Origin of the sequence: Dietzia sp. NCCP-2495 (assembly GCF_026011735.1) — a bacterium.
Taxonomy (GTDB): domain Bacteria; phylum Actinomycetota; class Actinomycetes; order Mycobacteriales; family Mycobacteriaceae; genus Dietzia.
In genome coordinates this window covers 1-16,471 of the sequence record NZ_BRVN01000010.1, presented here as the reverse complement: position 1 = coordinate 16,471, position 16,471 = coordinate 1, and the positions used below count along the sequence as shown (strand labels likewise).

The following is a 16,471-nucleotide window of genomic DNA, read 5'->3' as shown; positions in this document are numbered from 1 at the left end:
GCCCACCGGGCCGCCGACTCAAGGCAACAGCACCCTGATCGGGGCCGTGTCTCCTGTACAAGGAGCGCACGGCCCCGATTGGCGTTCCGCTGACCTTCCCCTCACTTCTCTCCCACCTGCCGATCCAAGGAGATTCCCATGGCCGGTGTCCTGAGCGGCTTCGCCGTCATCGTGGCTCTCGTCGCCCTGGGCTGGATCCTCGCCCGCACCGACGTGCTCGGGGACAACGCCCGGATCGTCATCAACCGACTGGTCTTCTACGTCGCCACACCGGCACTTCTCCTCGACTCCCTCGCCCGCACGACGCTCGACCAGGTGTTCACCGGGGTGTTCGTGGTGTCTACGGTCTCGGCGATCATCATCGCGGTCCTCTACGCGGCGATCGCCCGGATGTGGTTGCGGACTCCGGCGGCCGATCTCGTCGTGGGCGCCCTCTCCGCCGGCTACGTCAACTCGGCGAACCTCGGGATCCCGATCGCCCTGTACGTGCTCGGCGACCTCGGCTTCGTCATGCCGCTGCTGCTGTTCCAGGTGGTGGTCATGCAGCCGATCGCCATCGCCGTCCTCGAGAAGGCCGCGCGGACAGCCCGCGCCGGCGATCCCGACGGCGGACACGGCGGTGACGGCGGACTCGGCTCTGACGGCGACGACGGTCACGGCGGCGCCATCGGCGCCCTGGCCCAGGCGGTCAAGCAGCCGATCGTCCTGGCCGCCCTCGCCGGCGTGGTGATCGCCGCGAGCCCGTGGACCCTTCCCGAGACGGTGCTCGAACCGGTCAAGCTCGTCGGACAGATCTCCGTTCCCGGCGCCCTGTTGGTGTTCGGCATGTCGCTCTACGGGGTCAAGGTCCTCGAGGCCGGCGCCTCACCCCGCCGCGAGATCGCGCTCGCGAGCGTCCTCAAGCTCGTCGCCCACCCGCTGATCGCCTATGCGATCGGCGTGTGGGTGCTCGGCATGCGCGACCACGAGCTGCTCACCGTGGTGGTGGCCGCGGCCCTGCCGACCGCCCAGAACGTGCTCGTGGTGGCGACCCGCTACGGCCGCGGGATGCTGCTGGCGCGAGATTCGGCCGTCCTCACGACCCTCGGGGCGCTACCAGTGCTCCTGCTTGTGTCCGCGCTCCTGGCCTGACGCGTCAGACCGCTCCCCCGGCGGTGATCACGGCGAGGGTGACCAGTGCGTTGTTCACGCCGTGCAGCACGATGCCGGGCACGATCGAGCGGTACCACTCCGCCATTGCGCACAGGGCGATCCCCAGGACGAGCAGGTACGGCAGCGCAGGCGGGAGTAGGTGCACGGCCGCGAACACCACACCCGCGAGCGTGATGCCCGTGACCGCGCGGTAGCGCGCCCGCAGTGCCGGCAGGACGATTCCGCGAAAGACGACCTCCTCGGCGATCGGGACGAGCACCGCGACACACGCCACCCCGAGGACTGCGAGCACCGGGCCGCCGGAGACCAGGTCGTCGATCACCTCGCCCGCCGGGTCCTCCCCCGCCGCACCGCCGAGTCCGAGCGGGATCAGCACGAACATGGAGGCCACCGCGCCGGCGCCCATCACCGCGGGGATCTGCCACACGAGATGGAGGAGCGAGCGGTCGGGGCGTCGCAGCCCGACGTCCGCCCAGCGCAGCCCCCGTCGCCGGAGCAGGTGGACGCGCACGGCGACGAGGACCGCCAGCGCCGTGCCCCCGAGGACCGCCAGCGCGAGCGGGGCGGTGGGTGGTCGCCCGGCGCCGAGCGCCCGGGCGACGAGGAGAGCTCCGATGATGACGACGACGACAACGGCCGCATACGCCAGCACCCAGGCGAACGCGAAAAGCGCCACCCGGCCCCGGACCGGGGTGGTCCAGAGGCCGGGTGGTCCGGGTGGTCGGGGTGAGCCGGGATTCGGGGGCGGCGTCGTGTGGCTCAGACGAGCCCCTCGGCGACGGTGAAGGGGGCGTCGGTCGCGGCGGTGATCTGCTCAAGCGTCACGCCCTCGACGAGTTCGATGAGCACCAGCCCGTCGTCGGTGCGGTCGAACACACCGAGCTCGGTGATGACGCGGTTGACGCAGCCGAGCCCGGTCAGCGGCAGGGTGATGTCGGAGACGATCTTCGACGAGCCGTCCTTGGCGACCTGGTCCATCACCACGACGATCCGGCGGGCGCCCACGACGAGGTCCATCGCTCCGCCCATGCCCTTGACCATGGCGCCGGGAACCATCCAGTTGGCGATGTCGCCGGCCGGGTTCACCTGCATCGCGCCGAGGATCGCGACGTCGATTTTGCCGGAGCGGATCATGCCGAAGCTGGTCGCCGAGTCGAAGATCGCCGAACCGGGAAGCGTGGTGACGGTCTCCTTGCCGGCGTTGATGAGATCCGGGTCCACGTCGTCGGGATGCGGGTAGGGGCCGATCCCCAGCAGACCGTTCTCGGACTGGAGGGTGACGTTGACATCCTCGGGCACGTAGTTGGGCACGAGGGTCGGCAGGCCGATTCCGAGGTTGACGTACTGGCCGTCGGAGAGTTCCAGTGCGGCGCGGGCGGCCATCGCCTTGCGGTCCCGGCGCGCGGGTGCGGGGGCCTGCGCGGAATCAGAGTTCGAGGCGTTGCTCATCAGCGCTGTCCTTCCGAGGGCGGGTTGGTGGTCATCTTCTCGATCCACTTGGTCTGCTCGACCTGCCCGGGGGTGAGCTCGACGATGCGATGGACGAAGATTCCCGGCAGGTGGATGTCGTCGGGCGCCAGCTCGCCCACCTCGACGACCTTCTCGGCCTCCACGATGCAGGTCCTCCCGGCCATGGCGGCCAGGGGCGAGAAGTTGCGGCCGGTCAGGTTGAACCGCAGGTTGCCGCTACGGTCGACCACGGCCGCGCGCACGAGCGAGTAGTCGGCCTCGATGGCCTGCTCGAGGACATAGGTCTCGCCGCGGATCTCGCGGGTCTCCTTGGCCGGGGAGGACACCGCCACGCCACCATCCGAGTCGTACTTCCACGGCATCCCGCCGTCGGCGACGTAGGTGCCGACGCCGGTGCGGGTGAAGAACGCTCCGATGCCCGAGCCGCCGGCGCGCATGCGCTCGGCGAGCGTGCCCTGCGGGGTGAGCTCCACCTCGAGCTCCCCGGACAGGTACTGGCGGGCGAACTCCTTGTTCTCCCCCACGTACGAGGCCACGATCCGGCGCAGCTTCCCGTTCTCGAGCAGGATCCCCAGTCCCTTGCCGTCGACGCCCGCGTTGTTGGAGAACACCTCGAAGTTCCCCACGTCGCGGGCGGCGAGTGCCTGGATCACGATCTGCGGGATCCCGCACAGGCCGAACCCGCCAGCGGCGATACTCGCTCCGTCCGGGATGTCCGCCACGGCCTCCGCCGCGGTCATGAGCTTGCTGGACACGCCCTCTCCCTTCTCTGGTCTCCGACTGTCGGCGTCCACTGGATGGCAATCCGGTGCCGACCCCGTCCGTCCTGACTCCAGTCAACAATGGTGCAGGTGGCACCCGCAAGGAGTTCGGACAATGCACTGCGATCCGGTCACTCTCCGGAATGCGTGGCGCTTCGACGTCCACTGAGTGAACGCAGCTATCCTCAGGCTCATGACCGAGAGCTCCGGAGTGATCGCGAGGACCGGGGCACTTCTGCGTGCGATCGGATCGAGTGGCACAGACGGCGCCACCACCACGGAGCTGGCCCGCTCGACCGGCCTGGCGCGCCCGACCGCGCACCGGCTCCTCACCGCGCTGGCGGACGAGGGCCTGGTCGATCGCGACAACCAGAGCGGGAACTGGTCCCTCGGGCCCGAGTTGTACCTGCTGGGCGCGACCGCGGCCGGGCGGTACGACGTGACCGGACGCGCTCGCGACCTGGTCCGCGAGCTCGCGCGGGCGACCGGGGAGAGCGCATTCCTGTCGGCACGTCGCGGGGACGAGACCGTCTGCCTGCTCAGCGAGGAGGGCAGCTTTCCCCTGCGGTCCCACGTCCTGCACGAGGGGATCCGGTTCCCGCTCGGGGTGGCCTCCGCCGGGCTGGTCATCCTCAGCCACCTGCCCGCCCGTGAGGTGGACGAGTACTTCACCCGGTCCCCCGTCGACCCGAAGTGGGGCGCCCAGAACAGCGAGGCCGCGATCCGTTCGCGGATCGCGGCCACCCTCTCCACCGGGTATGCGGTCAACCCCGGGACGATCGTCGAGGGGAGCTGGGGGCTGGGCGCCGCGGTGTTCGACCGCGCCGGCCAGCCGGCGTGGGCGCTGAGCCTGACCGGGGTCGAGACGCGCTTCCGGCCCGACCGGGAGCCGTCCCTCGGGGCGGCGCTGCTGCGGGCGGCCCACGAGATGACGCAGCGCCTCCGGTCCTGAGCGGACCCGAAGGCGCTGCGCGGCGTGGACGGCCCGACCCGGCCCGGCACCGCCCGGATGATCGACGTCCGGACGATCTACGTCAGAAACGGCGACGTCCGGATGATCAACGCCGGCGGGGCCGTCCGTCAGACCAGGCCGAGGATCTCCACGGCGGACTCGCGCATCTCGACCTTGCGGACCTTGCCCGTCACCGTCATGGGGAACTCGTCCACCATGTGGACGTACTTCGGGATCTTGTGGCGGGCCAGCTTGCCGGTCGCGAACTCGCGCACCTGCTCGGCTGTGAGGTCATCCCGGCCGGGCTTGAGGCGGATCCACGCCATGAGCTCCTCGCCGTACTTGGCGTCGGGAACACCGATCACCTGGGCGTCGAGGATGTCCGGGTGGGTGTAGAGGAACTCCTCCACCTCGCGCGGGTAGATGTTCTCGCCGCCACGGATCACCATGTCCTTGATCCGGCCGGTGATCCGCACGTAGCCCTCGTCGTCCATCTCACCGATGTCACCGGTGTGCATCCACCCGGCGTCGTCGATCGCCTCGGCGGTCTTCTCCGGCTCGTTCCAGTAGCCCACCATGACGCTGTAGCCCTTGGTGCAGAACTCGCCGGCCGCACCACGCGGCAGGGTCTCGCCCGTGGACGGGTCCACGATCTTGATCTCCAGGTTCGGGCCGACCCGACCCACGGTGGACACGCGCCGGTCGAGAGTGTCGTCCGTCCGGGTCTGGGTGGACACCGGCGACGTCTCGGTCATGCCGTAGCAGATCGAGACCTCCTCCATGTTCATCCGGTCGATCACCTGACGCATGGTGGTCTCGGGGCACGGCGACCCCGCCATGATCCCGGTGCGCAGCGTGGACAGGTCGTAGGAGTCGAAATCCTCCAGGGCGAGCTCGGCGATGAACATCGTCGGCACTCCGTAGAGGCTCGTGCACTTCTCCTGCTCCACGGCGCGCAGCGAGGCCACCGGGTCGAACGCCGGGCCGGGGATGACCATGGCCGCACCGTGCGTGGTACACGCCAGGTTGCCCATCACCATGCCGAAGCAGTGGTAGAAGGGCACCGGGATGCACACGCGGTCGACGTCCGAGTAGTTGATGAGCTCGCCCACGGAGAAACCGTTGTTGAGGATGTTCGAGTGCGAGAGCGTGGCCCCCTTCGGGAAGCCCGTCGTCCCCGAGGTGTACTGGATGTTGATCGGGTCGCCCGGGGTGAGGCCGGCGCGGATCTCCGACAGTTCCTCGGCGTGGGTCGGCCCCGACATCATGGACTCCCACTCCTCGTCACCGAAGAGCACCACGATCTCAAGGTCCGGGCAGTTCGGCTGCACCTGCGAGAGCATGCCCGTGTAGTCCGAGTCCTTGAACTGGGGCGCGGCCAGGACGGCCTTGATCTCGGCCTGCTTGAGGACGTACTCCAACTCGTGCACCCGATAGGAGGGGTTGATGTTGACCAGGATCGCCCCGATCTCCGCGGTGGCGTACTGGACCATCACCCACTCCCACCGGTTGGGCGACCAGATGCCCACCCGGTCACCGGCCCGGATGCCCAGGCGGTGCAGGCCCGAGGCCAGCCGGCGGACGCCCGCCAGGAACTCGGAGTAGGTCCAGCGCCGCCCGGCAGGGACATCGACCAACGCGTCGCGCTCGCCGAACTCCTCGACCGTGGCCGCGAGATTGTCGGGGATCGTCTGGGTGAGAAGGGGGACGTCGGACTCCCCGCGGGTGTGGGACACGGCGGGGTCGAGCGGGGTGGAATCGAGAGAATCGATGGACATCTCGGTGCTCCTTGAGGGTGGGGCCGGCAGCCGACCCGGGAGGTGTTCTACACGGGGAAAGCGGTGGTTCCTTCGGCCGCGGCGGCGCGGCGCATCGTCGACTCGGCCTGACGGAAGACCGGACCGTCGACCATCCGACCGTCGAGCTGGAACACGCCCTGGTTGTGTTCCGCGGCGGCGAGGACCTTCCGGGCCCACGCGACCTCGTCGTCGTCGGGCGCATAGGCTCCCCGCACCACCGCCACCTGGGACGGATGGATGCACGCGGTACCCACGTACCCCAGGGCGACGGCGTCGAGCGCCTCGGCGCGCTGACCCGCCTCGTCGGCGATGTCCAGGTGGACCGAGTCCACCGCCCACCGACCGAACGCGGCCGCGGCGAGCGCGACCCGGGCTCGGGCGTGCCGCGGCACGTCGCGGTACTCCCCCGCGACCCGCGGCCCGCCGGCCTCCGCGGTGGAGAACCGGCTCGTGGACCCGCCCATCGCGGCGAGCAGGTCCTCGGCGCCCCACATCAGGCCGGCGCAGCCCGGCGCGGAGGCGATCTCCTCCGCACGGACCACGCCGAGCGGCGTCTCCACCAGCGCCAACACCGCGGCGCCGGTCGCCGAATGGACGTCCGTGACCTGCGCCGCCGACTCCGTCTTGGCCAACATGACGCAGCGGTACCCGGTGGCGGCGAGCGCCTCGAGATCCAGCGCGTGGTCCTCCGTATCGACGGGGTTGACGCGCACGATCGTCCGGTCCGGGTCCAGGTCCGAGGCCGTCAGCGCCTCGCGCGCCGCCGGACGGTCGGCGGGGGCGACCGCGTCCTCGAGATCAACGATCACCACGTCCGCGCGCTCCGCGGCCTTGCCGTACCGCTCCGGGCGGTCGGCAGGGCAGAACAGCAGCGCCGGACCGGGCGGGATCCACGCGGGCGCGCCGCTCATGACGTGGCCTCGTCGGCCGGGCGCATGCGGACCAGCGTCTTGCGGACGGCCTTGGCGACGATGTCGCCGTGCTGGTTGCGGCCGATGTGCTCGAGGGTGACGATCCCCTCGCCCGGGCGCGACTTCGACTCACGCTTCTCGGTGCAGATCGTCTCCGCGTAGAGCGTGTCGCCGTGGAGGACCGGCTTGGGGAAGCTGACCTCGGAGAAACCGAGGTTGGCGACGATCGTGCCCTGGGTGAGCTGTGCGACCGAGAGTCCGACGAGCGTCGACAGGGTGTGCATCGAGTTCATGAGCCGCTCGCCGCCGAAGCCCGGCTGCTCCGCCGACCACGCCGCGTCCAGGTGCAGGGACTGGGTGTTCATGGTCAACGTGGTGAACAGGACGTTGTCCGCCTCGGTCATGGTGCGACCCGGGCGGTGGAGATACGCGGTACCGACCTCGTACTCCTCGAACCACAGGCCGCGCTGGACGACCTCCTTGCGCGCCTGACCCGCGTCGCCGGCGTTCTCCGCGGCGCTCACAGCCCCATCCCCCGGGCGATCAGCATGAGCTGCACCTCGGTGGTGCCCTCGCCGATCTCGAGGATCTTCGAGTCGCGGTAGTGGCGCGCCACCGGGTACTCGTTCATGAAGCCGTACCCGCCGTGGATCTGGGTGGCGTCGCGCGCGTTGTCCATCGCCGCCTCGGAAGAGACCATCTTGGCGATCGCGGCCTCCTTCTTGAACGGCTTGCCGGCCAGCATGAGGCGGGCGGCCTCGTAGTAGGCGCAGCGGGCGGTGTGGGCGCGGGCCTCCATGCGGGCGATCTTGAACGCGATCGACTGGAAGGACCCGATCGTCTGCCCCATCGACTCGCGTTCACGGGCGTACTTGACGGACTCGTCCACGCAGCCCTGCGCGGCACCCGTGGCCACCGCGGCGATCGCGATCCGGCCCTCGTCGAGGATCGACAGGAAGTTCGCGTAGCCGCGCCCCTCCTCGCCCAGCAGGTTCTCGACCGGGGCCCGGGCGTCGGCGAAGGTCAGCGGGTGGGTGTCGGAGGAGTTCCAGCCGACCTTGTCGTATGCCGGCTCGGCCGTGAAGCCGGGGGTGTCGGACGGCACGATGATCGTCGAGATGGCCTTCTTGGTGGTGCCGTCCGCGGCCTCCCGCACCCCCGTCACGGCGGTGACGGTGACCAGCGAGGTGATGTCGGTCCCCGAGTTGGTGATGAACTGCTTGTTGCCGTTGATCACCCACTGGTCGCCGTCGCGCTTGGCGGTGGTCTTGGTGGCACCGGCATCCGACCCGGCGCCGGGTTCGGTGAGGCCGAAGCCCGCGAGCTTCCGTCCCGCGGCCAGGTCCGGCAGCCACTTCTGCTTCTGCTCCTCGTTTCCGAAGTGGTAGATCGGCATCGCGCCCAGCCCGACACCGGCCTCGAGGGTCATGGCGGTGGACTGGTCGACGCGGCCGAGCTCCTCGAGCGCGAGGGCGAGCGCGAAGTAGTCGCCACCCATGCCGCCGTACTCCTCCGGGAAGGGCAGGCCGAACAGGCCCATCTGACCCATCTGGGACACGACCTCGTACGGGAAGGTGTGGTTGCGGTCGTGCTCGGCCGAGGCCGGGGCGACGACCTTGTCGGCGAACTCGGCGACCGTCGACTTGAGGTCTGCGTAGTGCTCTTCCAACTCAGGCATCGGATTCTCCTTCGGATTCCTCGGTGGAGGGATGGGGCTCGACGGTGGCCAAAAGGTGGTCAGCGGGGACCTGCTCGCCTTGGCTGACGTGGATCCGGACGACTCCGTCGATCGGTGCGGTGAGCGCATGCTCCATCTTCATGGCCTCGACGGCCAGGATGTTCTCTCCCGCGGTGACCTCCGCGCCGTCCGCGGCGAAGAGGGCGATGACCGAGCCGGGCATGGGGCTGAAGATCTGCCCGTCGGCGGCGCCGGCGTCGTGGATCCGCGAGTCGATCAGCGGCAGCAGCCGCAGGTCCCATGCGCCACCGTCACCGGCCACCCAGTAGGTGTCGGCGGACTGGCGGTCGGTGGAGCGCACGACGGTCCACCGCTGCTGGGTGGAGTCCACGGTGAGCCGCAACGAGGCACCGTCCCGGGCGACGCGCGCCCGGCGGGTCGAGGACACGGTCGGCTCGTCGGTGGAGCCGATGGTCGCGTCGGTGATGGTCACCTCGGCGTCGTCGGGAGTACCCCTGAGCCCCACGGTGACGGCCTCGGTCCCGGGCCCGGCGTCCAGCCGGGTCCAGACCTCGGCGCGGCCGCCCACCCGCCAGCCGTTGGGCACGTCCCACGGCCCGCGACGGGTGGCGGGCACGCGCGCCCACCGCTCCTCGGTACGGTGAATGGCGACGGCCACCAGGGCGCCCTCCGGCGCCGCGGTCGCGGTGTAGTCGTCGACACTGCGGTCCAGCAGGCCGGTGTCCAGGTCCCCGGCCACGACCTCGGGGCGGGCGAGCAGGAAGCGGCAGAAGTCGACGTTGGTGCGCAGGCCCAGGATCTGGGTGCCCGCCAGCGCCGCGTCCAGGCGTGCCAGCGCCTCGGCGCGGTCGGCACCGTGGGCGATGACCTTGCCGAGCATGGGGTCATAGTCGGAGCCGACGACGGTGCCGACCCGCAGCCCGGAGTCCACGCGGATTCCGCTGCCCGTCGGCTCGGCGAGCCCGAGCACCGTGCCACCGGTGGGCAGGAAGCCCTTGGCCGGGTCCTCGGCGTAGACGCGGGCCTCGATCGCGTGGCCGGTGAGGGTGATGTCCTCCTGGCGGAGGGTCAGCTCCTCGCCGGCGGCGATGCGGACCTGCCAGTCGACCAGGTCCACGCCGGTCACCATCTCGGTGACGGGGTGCTCCACCTGCAGGCGGGTGTTCATCTCCATAAAGAAGAACTCGTCCGGAGCGTGGGCGGACACGATGAACTCGACGGTGCCGGCGCCGACGTAGCCCACCGAGCGGGCGGCGTCGCAGGCAGCCTCGCCGATGCGGGCGCGGGTGGCCTCGTCCAGCAGGGCGCTCGGCGCCTCCTCGATGACCTTCTGGTGACGACGCTGGAGGGAGCACTCGCGCTCGCCCAGGTGGACGACGTTGCCGTGGGTGTCGGCGAGGACCTGCACCTCGATGTGGCGCGGGGTGTCGACGAAGCGCTCGAGGAAGAGCGTGTCGTCGCCGAAGGCATTGGCCGACTCACGACGCGCGGACTCCAGCGCGGCCCGCAGGTCGGCGGGCTTCTCCACCCGGCGCATGCCCTTGCCGCCGCCACCGGCGGACGGCTTGACCAGAACCGGGTAGCCGACCTCCTGGGCGCCGGCGACGAGCTCGTCGTCGGTCAGGCCCGGCCGGGAGATCCCCGGCACGGTCGGCACGTCGCGCTCGGACACGGCCGCCTTGGCGGTGATCTTGTCGCCCATCGTCTCGATGGACGAGGCGGGCGGGCCGATGAAGATCAGGCCGGCGTTCTCCAGCGCGCGGGCGAACGCCGCGTTCTCCGACAGGAAGCCGTAGCCGGGGTGCACGGCCTGAGCACCGGTCTGGCGGCAGGCGTCGATGACCTTGTCGATGTCGAGGTAGGACTGCGTGGCCTGCGCCGGACCGAGCCGCACCGCGGCGTCGGCCATGCGCACGTGCAGCGCGTCGGCGTCGGCATCGGAGTACACCGCCACCGAGCGGATCCCGGCGGCCCGCAGCGAGCGGATGACGCGGCACGCGATCTCGCCGCGATTGGCGACCAGGACTGTGTGAAGTTTCTGCGACATGGGTTCTCTCACATCCGGAAGACGCCGTTGTTGACCGGCTCGAGGGGTGCGTTGGCGGCCGCGGCGAGCGCGAGGCCGAGGACGGTGCGGGTGTCGGCGGGGTCGATGATCCCGTCGTCCCAGAGTCGGGCCGTGGAGTAGTACGCGGTGGACTGCTCCTCGAACTGCTCACGAATCGGGGCGGTGAACTCGGCCTGTTGCTCGTCGGTCCACTCCCCGCCCGCCTTGGTGACCTGTGCGGCGCGTACCGAGGCCAGCGTGTCGGCGGCCTGCGGACCACCCATCACGGCGATGCGCGCGTTGGGCCACATCCACAGGAAGCGCGGCGAGTAGGCGCGGCCGCACATCGAGTAGTTGCCGGCGCCGAACGAGCCGCCCACGACGATCGTGAACTTGGGCACGCGGGCGCACGCCACGGCGGTGACCATCTTGGCGCCGTTCTTGGCGATGCCGCCGGCCTCGTACTGGCGGCCCACCATGAAGCCGGTGATGTTCTGCAGGAACACCAGCGGGATCTTGCGGCGGTCGCACAGTTCAATAAAGTGCGCACCCTTGAGGGCGGACTCGGAGAAGATCACGCCGTTGTTACCGATGATCCCCACCGGGTGACCGTGGATGCGGGCGAACGCGGTCACCATGGAGGTGCCGTAGTTCTCCTTGAACTCCGTGTACTCTCCGCCGTCGACGATCGTTCCGATGATGTCGCGGACGTCGTACGGCGTGCGCGAGTCAGTCGGGACGAGGTCATAGAGATCGCTCTGCTGGCGGGCGGGCTCGCGCGGTTCGAGGACATCCCAGTCAGGAGCGGGGGCCGGCGGGCACGTCGCGACGATCTCCCGGACCTTCATGAGCGCGTCGTAGTCGTCGTCGGCGAGGTGGTCCACCACACCTGACGTCTTGGCGTGCAGGTCGCCGCCACCCAGCTCCTCGGCGGTCACCTCTTCGCCGGTGGCGGCCTTCACCAGCGGCGGCCCGGCGAGGAAGATCGTGCCCTGGTTGCGGACGATCACCGCCTCGTCGCTCATCGCCGGGACGTACGCGCCACCGGCGGTGCAGGAGCCCATGACCGCCGCGATCTGCGGGATGCCCTTGGCGGACATGGTGGCCTGGTTGTAGAAGATGCGGCCGAAGTGGTCGCGGTCCGGGAACACGTCGTCCTGCTGCAGCAGCATGGCACCACCCGAGTCGACGAGGTAGATGCACGGCAGGTTGTTGGCCAGCGCGACCTCCTGGCCGCGCAGGTGCTTCTTGACCGTCATGGGGTAGTAGGTGCCGCCGGAGACCGTCGCGTCGTTGGCGATGATCAGGCACTCGCGGCCCGACACGCGGCCGATGCCGGCGACGACACCCGCCGCGGGCGCCTTGCCGCCGTACATCTCCTCCGCCGCGAGCGGCGAGAGTTCGAGGAACGGACTACCCGGGTCGAGAAGAACGTCCACGCGCTGACGGGCCAGGAGTTTGCCCCGCTCGAGGTGGCGGGCGCGGGCCTTCTCACCGCCGCCCAGCGCGGCGCGGTCGAGGCGGGCGCGCAGGTCGGCGAGGAGTTCCTCGTGAGCCTGGCGATTGGTTGTCGCGCGGTCGGTGGTCGCGGATGTCATCGGCGCCGCTCCCTTTCAGTTAAGTCGGATTAACTGAAATCGACATTAGTGCCACGGCTCACAAATGTCCAGAGCGGGAATCGACGAAATTCTCCCCGACTTCTCGGCCACATTCCCGCCACGCCCGTGGGGCGTCGAGGAGAACGGCACCGCCGGCACGGCCACCACCTGCTCAAACGCGGCTCACCGACCGGCCGAATCCCGATCGCGCGTGAATTAGCACAGCCTTGCTTTGGTTGCAAATCGTCTGGGGTCGGAGTTAAATCTTGAGCACCCACCCGACGCGACGCGAGGAGCGATCGTCATGGCCACTCTCACCGGAATCAGCACCTGCACGGTCACCGCGTGCTCGTTCAACACCGAACAGAACTGCAACGCCGGGGCGATCACCGTCGCCGGCTCGCCCGACCACGCCGAATGCGGGACGTTCATCGCCCTCGACGTCCGCGGAGGCCTCCCCACCGCCGCGGCGCACGTCGGCGCCTGCCAGCGCGTCGAGTGCTCGCACAACTCGGACCTACTCTGCACGGCGGACTCGGTCACGATCGGTGCCGGCGCCGACACCGCGGACTGCCTGAGCTACTCCCCCGCCTGAGCGGCTCCCCACCCCCCTACGAGACGAGGCCTCCGACCATGCCGGTCAGAGGCCTCGTCTCGCGTGGTAGCCGGCGCCGCGCGCGAGGGCCTGATGTCGTCGACGACGACGAAGGCCCCCGTCAGCTCACCCGGGCGATGTACCGGCCCATCTCCCGGAACACGTCCCCCACGGTCCCGGCCCGGTCCTCGAACGGCACGTGAACCACATCGGCGTCCACCCCGAGTGCCGTGATGAGGTGCAGGCCGTCGGCATCCACGCCCAGCACGAACGGCGGGGTGGCCGGATCCCCGGACCCCGCGACCGTCGACAGTTCCCCGCCGAAGCGTGCCCGGATCTCGTCGGCGAGCCCTGCGGTGTCGCCGGCCAGCGGATCCACGGGCACCGCGTCGAGCAGTCGGGCGTCGACCGTGCCGGTGTGGCCCAGCCGCTTGATGTCGACATCTCCGAGCTGGATCTCGATCTCCACGATCCACCCCTCGCCCTGACGCGCCTCGCGGGCGACGCCGAACCCGTAGAGGCTGGCCACGTGGACCTTGGCTTCGACGATCGGGGCGAACTCGTCGATCATCACCACCACCTCGACGGACTCTCCCGGCGCGACCATCAGCCCGGACCACGGAGCCGGCGTCCCGGTCACCACGATCCGGCCGTCGCCGATCCACCGGTGCCCCGCGGAGACGAGCACGTCCGAGCGGTTCTTGCTGCCGCGAACGGCGATTGTCGCGATGCCCGCGCCGTCGAGGAGCCTGCGTGCGCCCGTGGTGACGGGGGTCGACGTGACGGGATGCTCTGACATGAATCCTCCGGAGTGGCCCCCTCGCCGTACTCGACAGCGCGTCACTACGTCCGCACCGGCTTCAGCTTTAGGCGACCCTAGCCTTACTTAGGTATCCCTAAAATGCCGGACGTCCTCGGCCCTGTCAAGGGTGGAGCCCCACCGCCCGGCCAGCGTCCCTACTGTGGGGAATGTGATCGACGCCGCAGACGACAACACCGGCACCACCAGCCCCGGCCGCGTGCACGCCTTCCGTGATGACGCCCTGGGGTACGACGACGCCACCGCGCTCGTCGAGCGGATCCGCCGACGAGAGGTCTCCCCTGACGAAGTTCTCGAAGCCGCGATCGCGCGCTGCGAGGCCGTCGACCCCACGCTCGGCGCGCTGGCGTTCACCGACTTCGAGGGCGCCCGCGCCCGCGCCCGAACGGACCGCGACGCACTCGCCTCAGCACCGCTGGCGGGCCTCCCGACGGCCTTCAAGGACAACGTGCGTGTCGGGGGCTCCCCCATGACGATGGGCTCGCCCGCGGTCCCCGCGACCCCGTCCGATGCCGACAGCCCGCATGTCCGCGCACTCCGGGCCACCGGACTCAACCCTCTCGGCACCACCGCGATGCCGCCGTTCGGATGGACCGCGGCCACCGAACGCCAGGGCGGCCTCATCACCCGCAACCCGTGGAACACCGGCCGGACCAGCGGCGGATCCTCCGGCGGCGCGTCGGCGCTCGTCGCGTCCGGGGCGCTGCCGATCGCGCACGCCAACGACGGCGGTGGCTCGATCAGGATCCCGGCCGCCGTCACCGGCCTGGTCGGCTTCAAGCCGAGCCGGGGCCGTCACCCTGACGAGGTCTTCTCGCGCTCGATGCCGATCCCCCTCATCTCGCAGGGCGTCGTGACGCGATCCGTCCGGGACACGGTCGCCTTCGTCTCGGCCTTCGAGTCCGCGCATCCTCCCGTCGGACTCAAGCCCCTGACCGGCGCCCCTCCCGAGCCCGGCCGTCGCCTGCGCATCGGACTGGTCGAAGAGTCCCCCGCGGGCGGTCCGCCGGACGCCGCCACCAGCGCGGCACTGCGCCAGACCGCCGATCGTCTCGCCGAACTGGGACACGAGATCATCCCCACCACTGCGCCGGTACCGGCGAGCTTCCGGGACGACTTCATCGCCTACTGGTCCCTGCTCGCGATGAGCACCGCCGGGTCAGGGAAGAAGCTGTTCCACCCGGAGTTCGACCCTGACCTGCTCGACCCGTTCACCGTAGGCCTGTCCCGCCGGGCCAAGCGGAGACTCCACACGCTCCCTCTACACCTGCTTCGGCTCGAGCGGGTCCGTCGCCAGTTCGACTCGAAGTTCGGCGATGTGGACGTCTACCTCAACCCGGTGGTCGCTGCCGAGACCCCGGAAGTCGGGTACCTCGGCGCGGATCTGCCGTTCGAGACCCACCTCGAGCACGTCAGCCGGTGGGTGACGTTCACCCCGCTGCAGAACGTCACCGGCTCTCCCGCGATCTCGCTACCCACCGGGCAGGCGCCCGACGGGATGCCGATCGGGATGCACCTGTCCTCCCGCCGCGGTGAGGACCGGCTCCTCCTCGAGCTGGCCGCCCAGTACGAGGCCGCGTTCCCGTTCGCGCGGATCTGGGAGTAGTGAATCCGAGAGCAGCAGTGGGTCCGGCGGCATAGAGTCGCGGGTGCCCCACCCGATGTCCCCGGAGGCTCCCGTGTCCGTTGAATCCGTTCCCACCGACATGATGCCCGCCGCCTTCCTGGGCCACGGCAATCCGATGAACGCCCTGGAGTCCAACCGCTACACCGCCGCCTGGGCCGCCTTCGGGCGGGCCGTCCCGCGCCCGCGCGCGATCCTCGTGGTCTCTGCGCACTGGTACACCAATGCCACCGCCGTCACCTCCATGACCCGGCCCCGGACGATCCACGATTTCTACGGCTTCCCGCAGGACCTGTTCGACGTGGAGTACCCGGCGCCGGGCGACCCCGAGATCGCCGACCTCGTGGTGGACGTGGTCAAACCCACCTGGGTCGGCCACGACGTCGACAGCTGGGGGATCGACCACGGCACCTGGTCCGTTCTCGTGCACGCGTTCCCGGACGCCTCGATCCCGGTCCTCCAGCTCTCACTCAACGCGTTCAAGGAGCCGGAGAAGCACCTGGACCTGGGCCGGAAGCTGGCCGAGTTGCGCAAGCACGGCGTGCTGATCATCAGCAGCGGCAACGTGGTGCACAACCTGCGCGCGGTCGACATGTCCAAGCCGGATACCGGCTTCGACTGGGCCCGGCGCTTCGACGACTCCGCCCGGGAACTGCTCATAGACGATCCCAGCCGGATCCTCACCCTCGACGGCCACGGCGACTTCACCAAGGCCGTCCCCACGCCCGACCACTACCTGCCGCTGCTTTACCTCGCCGGACTCGCGGACACCACGCCGCTGGACGTGCTCGTCGAAGGCTACGCGGCCGGATCGCTGTCCATGACCTGCTACTCGCTCGGCCTCGATCCAGCGAAGGTGGCCGAGGTCGCCGCCGCGGGCTCCGTCGGGAACGCCGGCGGCCCGGGCGACGCCGCTGCAGGACTGCCCTCCAGCTTCCCGGCACTGGACTCGAACATCTAGCAGGGCGAGGCTAGCGGCGCGGGGACATCTCGACTGCCGGAGCTCACCAGCCGCGGTCAGCTGCGGTAACCCGAGCTCAGCC

The 16,471-nt window shown here is 70.1% G+C and carries 15 protein-coding genes; 5 read left to right on the top strand and 10 right to left on the bottom strand.

The window, feature by feature from the left end; translation table 11 throughout:
• The first annotated feature begins 138 nt into the window (after window positions 1–138).
• Window positions 139–1,131: an AEC family transporter gene (locus OPF83_RS10235; protein WP_264887352.1), complete on the top strand. Its 993-nt coding sequence runs from the start codon at window positions 139–141 to the stop codon at window positions 1,129–1,131.
• Between the two features lie 4 nt (window positions 1,132–1,135).
• Here OPF83_RS10235 and OPF83_RS10230 read toward each other — a convergent pair whose 3' ends face one another.
• The 3 genes from OPF83_RS10230 to OPF83_RS10220 form a co-directional block, all read right to left on the bottom strand.
• Entirely contained in the window at window positions 1,136–1,828 is a 693-nt protein-coding gene (locus OPF83_RS10230) for a CPBP family intramembrane glutamic endopeptidase (protein WP_264887351.1), read from the bottom strand.
• An 83-nt stretch (window positions 1,829–1,911) separates the two neighbouring features.
• Window positions 1,912–2,601 (bottom strand): 3-oxoacid CoA-transferase subunit B, encoded by a 690-nt coding sequence (locus tag OPF83_RS10225; RefSeq protein ID WP_264887350.1) that lies wholly within the window; start codon window positions 2,599–2,601, stop codon window positions 1,912–1,914.
• Window positions 2,601–3,362 carry a CoA transferase subunit A gene (locus OPF83_RS10220; protein ID WP_264887477.1) on the bottom strand — a complete coding sequence of 254 codons (762 nt, stop codon included), beginning with the start codon at window positions 3,360–3,362 and terminating at the stop codon, window positions 2,601–2,603. The genes OPF83_RS10225 and OPF83_RS10220 overlap by 1 nt, the downstream gene beginning before the upstream one ends.
• A 214-nt stretch (window positions 3,363–3,576) precedes the next feature.
• On the opposite strand from OPF83_RS10220, the gene OPF83_RS10215 reads away from it, so the two are divergent.
• Window positions 3,577–4,335: an IclR family transcriptional regulator gene (locus OPF83_RS10215; RefSeq protein ID WP_264887349.1), complete on the top strand. Its 759-nt coding sequence runs from the start codon at window positions 3,577–3,579 to the stop codon at window positions 4,333–4,335.
• A gap of 128 nt (window positions 4,336–4,463) precedes the next feature.
• On the opposite strand, the gene OPF83_RS10210 is transcribed toward OPF83_RS10215, so the two are convergent.
• From OPF83_RS10210 to OPF83_RS10185, 6 genes are read right to left on the bottom strand one after another with little or no spacing between them, the layout of a single operon-like run.
• Window positions 4,464–6,113 (bottom strand): AMP-binding protein, encoded by a 1,650-nt coding sequence (locus OPF83_RS10210; protein WP_264887348.1) that lies wholly within the window; start codon window positions 6,111–6,113, stop codon window positions 4,464–4,466.
• Between the two features lie 47 nt (window positions 6,114–6,160).
• Entirely contained in the window at window positions 6,161–7,045 is an 885-nt protein-coding gene (locus tag OPF83_RS10205) for a CoA ester lyase (RefSeq protein ID WP_264887347.1), read from the bottom strand.
• Entirely contained in the window at window positions 7,042–7,569 is a 528-nt protein-coding gene (locus OPF83_RS10200; protein WP_264887346.1) for a MaoC family dehydratase, read from the bottom strand. The genes OPF83_RS10205 and OPF83_RS10200 overlap by 4 nt, the downstream gene beginning before the upstream one ends.
• Window positions 7,566–8,723, bottom strand: coding sequence for an acyl-CoA dehydrogenase family protein (locus OPF83_RS10195; protein ID WP_264887345.1), 1,158 nt, complete (start codon window positions 8,721–8,723; stop codon window positions 7,566–7,568). The genes OPF83_RS10200 and OPF83_RS10195 overlap by 4 nt, the downstream gene beginning before the upstream one ends.
• Entirely contained in the window at window positions 8,716–10,791 is a 2,076-nt protein-coding gene (locus OPF83_RS10190; RefSeq protein ID WP_264887344.1) for an acetyl/propionyl/methylcrotonyl-CoA carboxylase subunit alpha, read from the bottom strand. Before OPF83_RS10190 ends, OPF83_RS10195 begins: the two co-directional genes overlap by 8 nt.
• Window positions 10,792–10,799: 8 nt before the next feature.
• The gene (locus OPF83_RS10185; RefSeq protein WP_264887343.1) at window positions 10,800–12,389 is read right to left on the bottom strand and encodes a carboxyl transferase domain-containing protein; all 1,590 of its coding nucleotides are present in this window, start codon (window positions 12,387–12,389) and stop codon (window positions 10,800–10,802) included.
• 304 nt (window positions 12,390–12,693) lie between these two features.
• Here OPF83_RS10185 and OPF83_RS10180 point away from each other — a divergent pair, with 304 nt between their 5' ends.
• Window positions 12,694–12,984 carry a DUF1540 domain-containing protein gene (locus tag OPF83_RS10180; protein ID WP_264887342.1) on the top strand — a complete coding sequence of 97 codons (291 nt, stop codon included), beginning with the start codon at window positions 12,694–12,696 and terminating at the stop codon, window positions 12,982–12,984.
• Window positions 12,985–13,105: 121 nt separating this feature from the next.
• Here the strand turns inward: OPF83_RS10180 and OPF83_RS10175 are convergent, their stop codons facing one another.
• Complete coding sequence (locus OPF83_RS10175; protein ID WP_264887341.1) at window positions 13,106–13,783, bottom strand: hypothetical protein; 678 nt, start codon at window positions 13,781–13,783, stop codon at window positions 13,106–13,108.
• Between the two features lie 172 nt (window positions 13,784–13,955).
• Here OPF83_RS10175 and OPF83_RS10170 point away from each other — a divergent pair, with 172 nt between their 5' ends.
• Window positions 13,956–15,410, top strand: coding sequence for an amidase (locus tag OPF83_RS10170; protein WP_264887340.1), 1,455 nt, complete (start codon window positions 13,956–13,958; stop codon window positions 15,408–15,410).
• Between the two features lie 103 nt (window positions 15,411–15,513).
• The gene (ygiD, locus tag OPF83_RS10165) at window positions 15,514–16,389 is read left to right on the top strand and encodes a 4,5-DOPA dioxygenase extradiol (RefSeq protein WP_264887476.1); all 876 of its coding nucleotides are present in this window, start codon (window positions 15,514–15,516) and stop codon (window positions 16,387–16,389) included.
• The last annotated feature ends 82 nt before the right edge of the window (window positions 16,390–16,471 follow it).

Excerpts from the sequence above, each read along its gene's own strand:
- OPF83_RS10175 (WP_264887341.1), bottom strand. The coding sequence starts at position 13,783 with ATGTCAGAGCATCCCGTCACGTCGACCCCCGTCACCACGGGCGCACGC.
- OPF83_RS10225 (WP_264887350.1), bottom strand. The coding sequence starts at position 2,601 with ATGAGCAACGCCTCGAACTCTGATTCCGCGCAGGCCCCCGCACCCGCG.
- OPF83_RS10185 (WP_264887343.1), bottom strand. The coding sequence starts at position 12,389 with ATGACATCCGCGACCACCGACCGCGCGACAACCAATCGCCAGGCTCAC.
- OPF83_RS10235 (WP_264887352.1), top strand. The coding sequence starts at position 139 with ATGGCCGGTGTCCTGAGCGGCTTCGCCGTCATCGTGGCTCTCGTCGCC.
- OPF83_RS10215 (WP_264887349.1), top strand. The coding sequence starts at position 3,577 with ATGACCGAGAGCTCCGGAGTGATCGCGAGGACCGGGGCACTTCTGCGT.
- OPF83_RS10220 (WP_264887477.1), bottom strand. The coding sequence starts at position 3,362 with ATGACCGCGGCGGAGGCCGTGGCGGACATCCCGGACGGAGCGAGTATC.
- ygiD (WP_264887476.1), top strand. The coding sequence starts at position 15,514 with ATGCCCGCCGCCTTCCTGGGCCACGGCAATCCGATGAACGCCCTGGAG.
- OPF83_RS10210 (WP_264887348.1), bottom strand. The coding sequence starts at position 6,113 with ATGTCCATCGATTCTCTCGATTCCACCCCGCTCGACCCCGCCGTGTCC.
- OPF83_RS10195 (WP_264887345.1), bottom strand. The coding sequence starts at position 8,723 with ATGCCTGAGTTGGAAGAGCACTACGCAGACCTCAAGTCGACGGTCGCC.
- OPF83_RS10205 (WP_264887347.1), bottom strand. The coding sequence starts at position 7,045 with ATGAGCGGCGCGCCCGCGTGGATCCCGCCCGGTCCGGCGCTGCTGTTC.
- OPF83_RS10190 (WP_264887344.1), bottom strand. The coding sequence starts at position 10,791 with ATGTCGCAGAAACTTCACACAGTCCTGGTCGCCAATCGCGGCGAGATC.
- OPF83_RS10180 (WP_264887342.1), top strand. The coding sequence starts at position 12,694 with ATGGCCACTCTCACCGGAATCAGCACCTGCACGGTCACCGCGTGCTCG.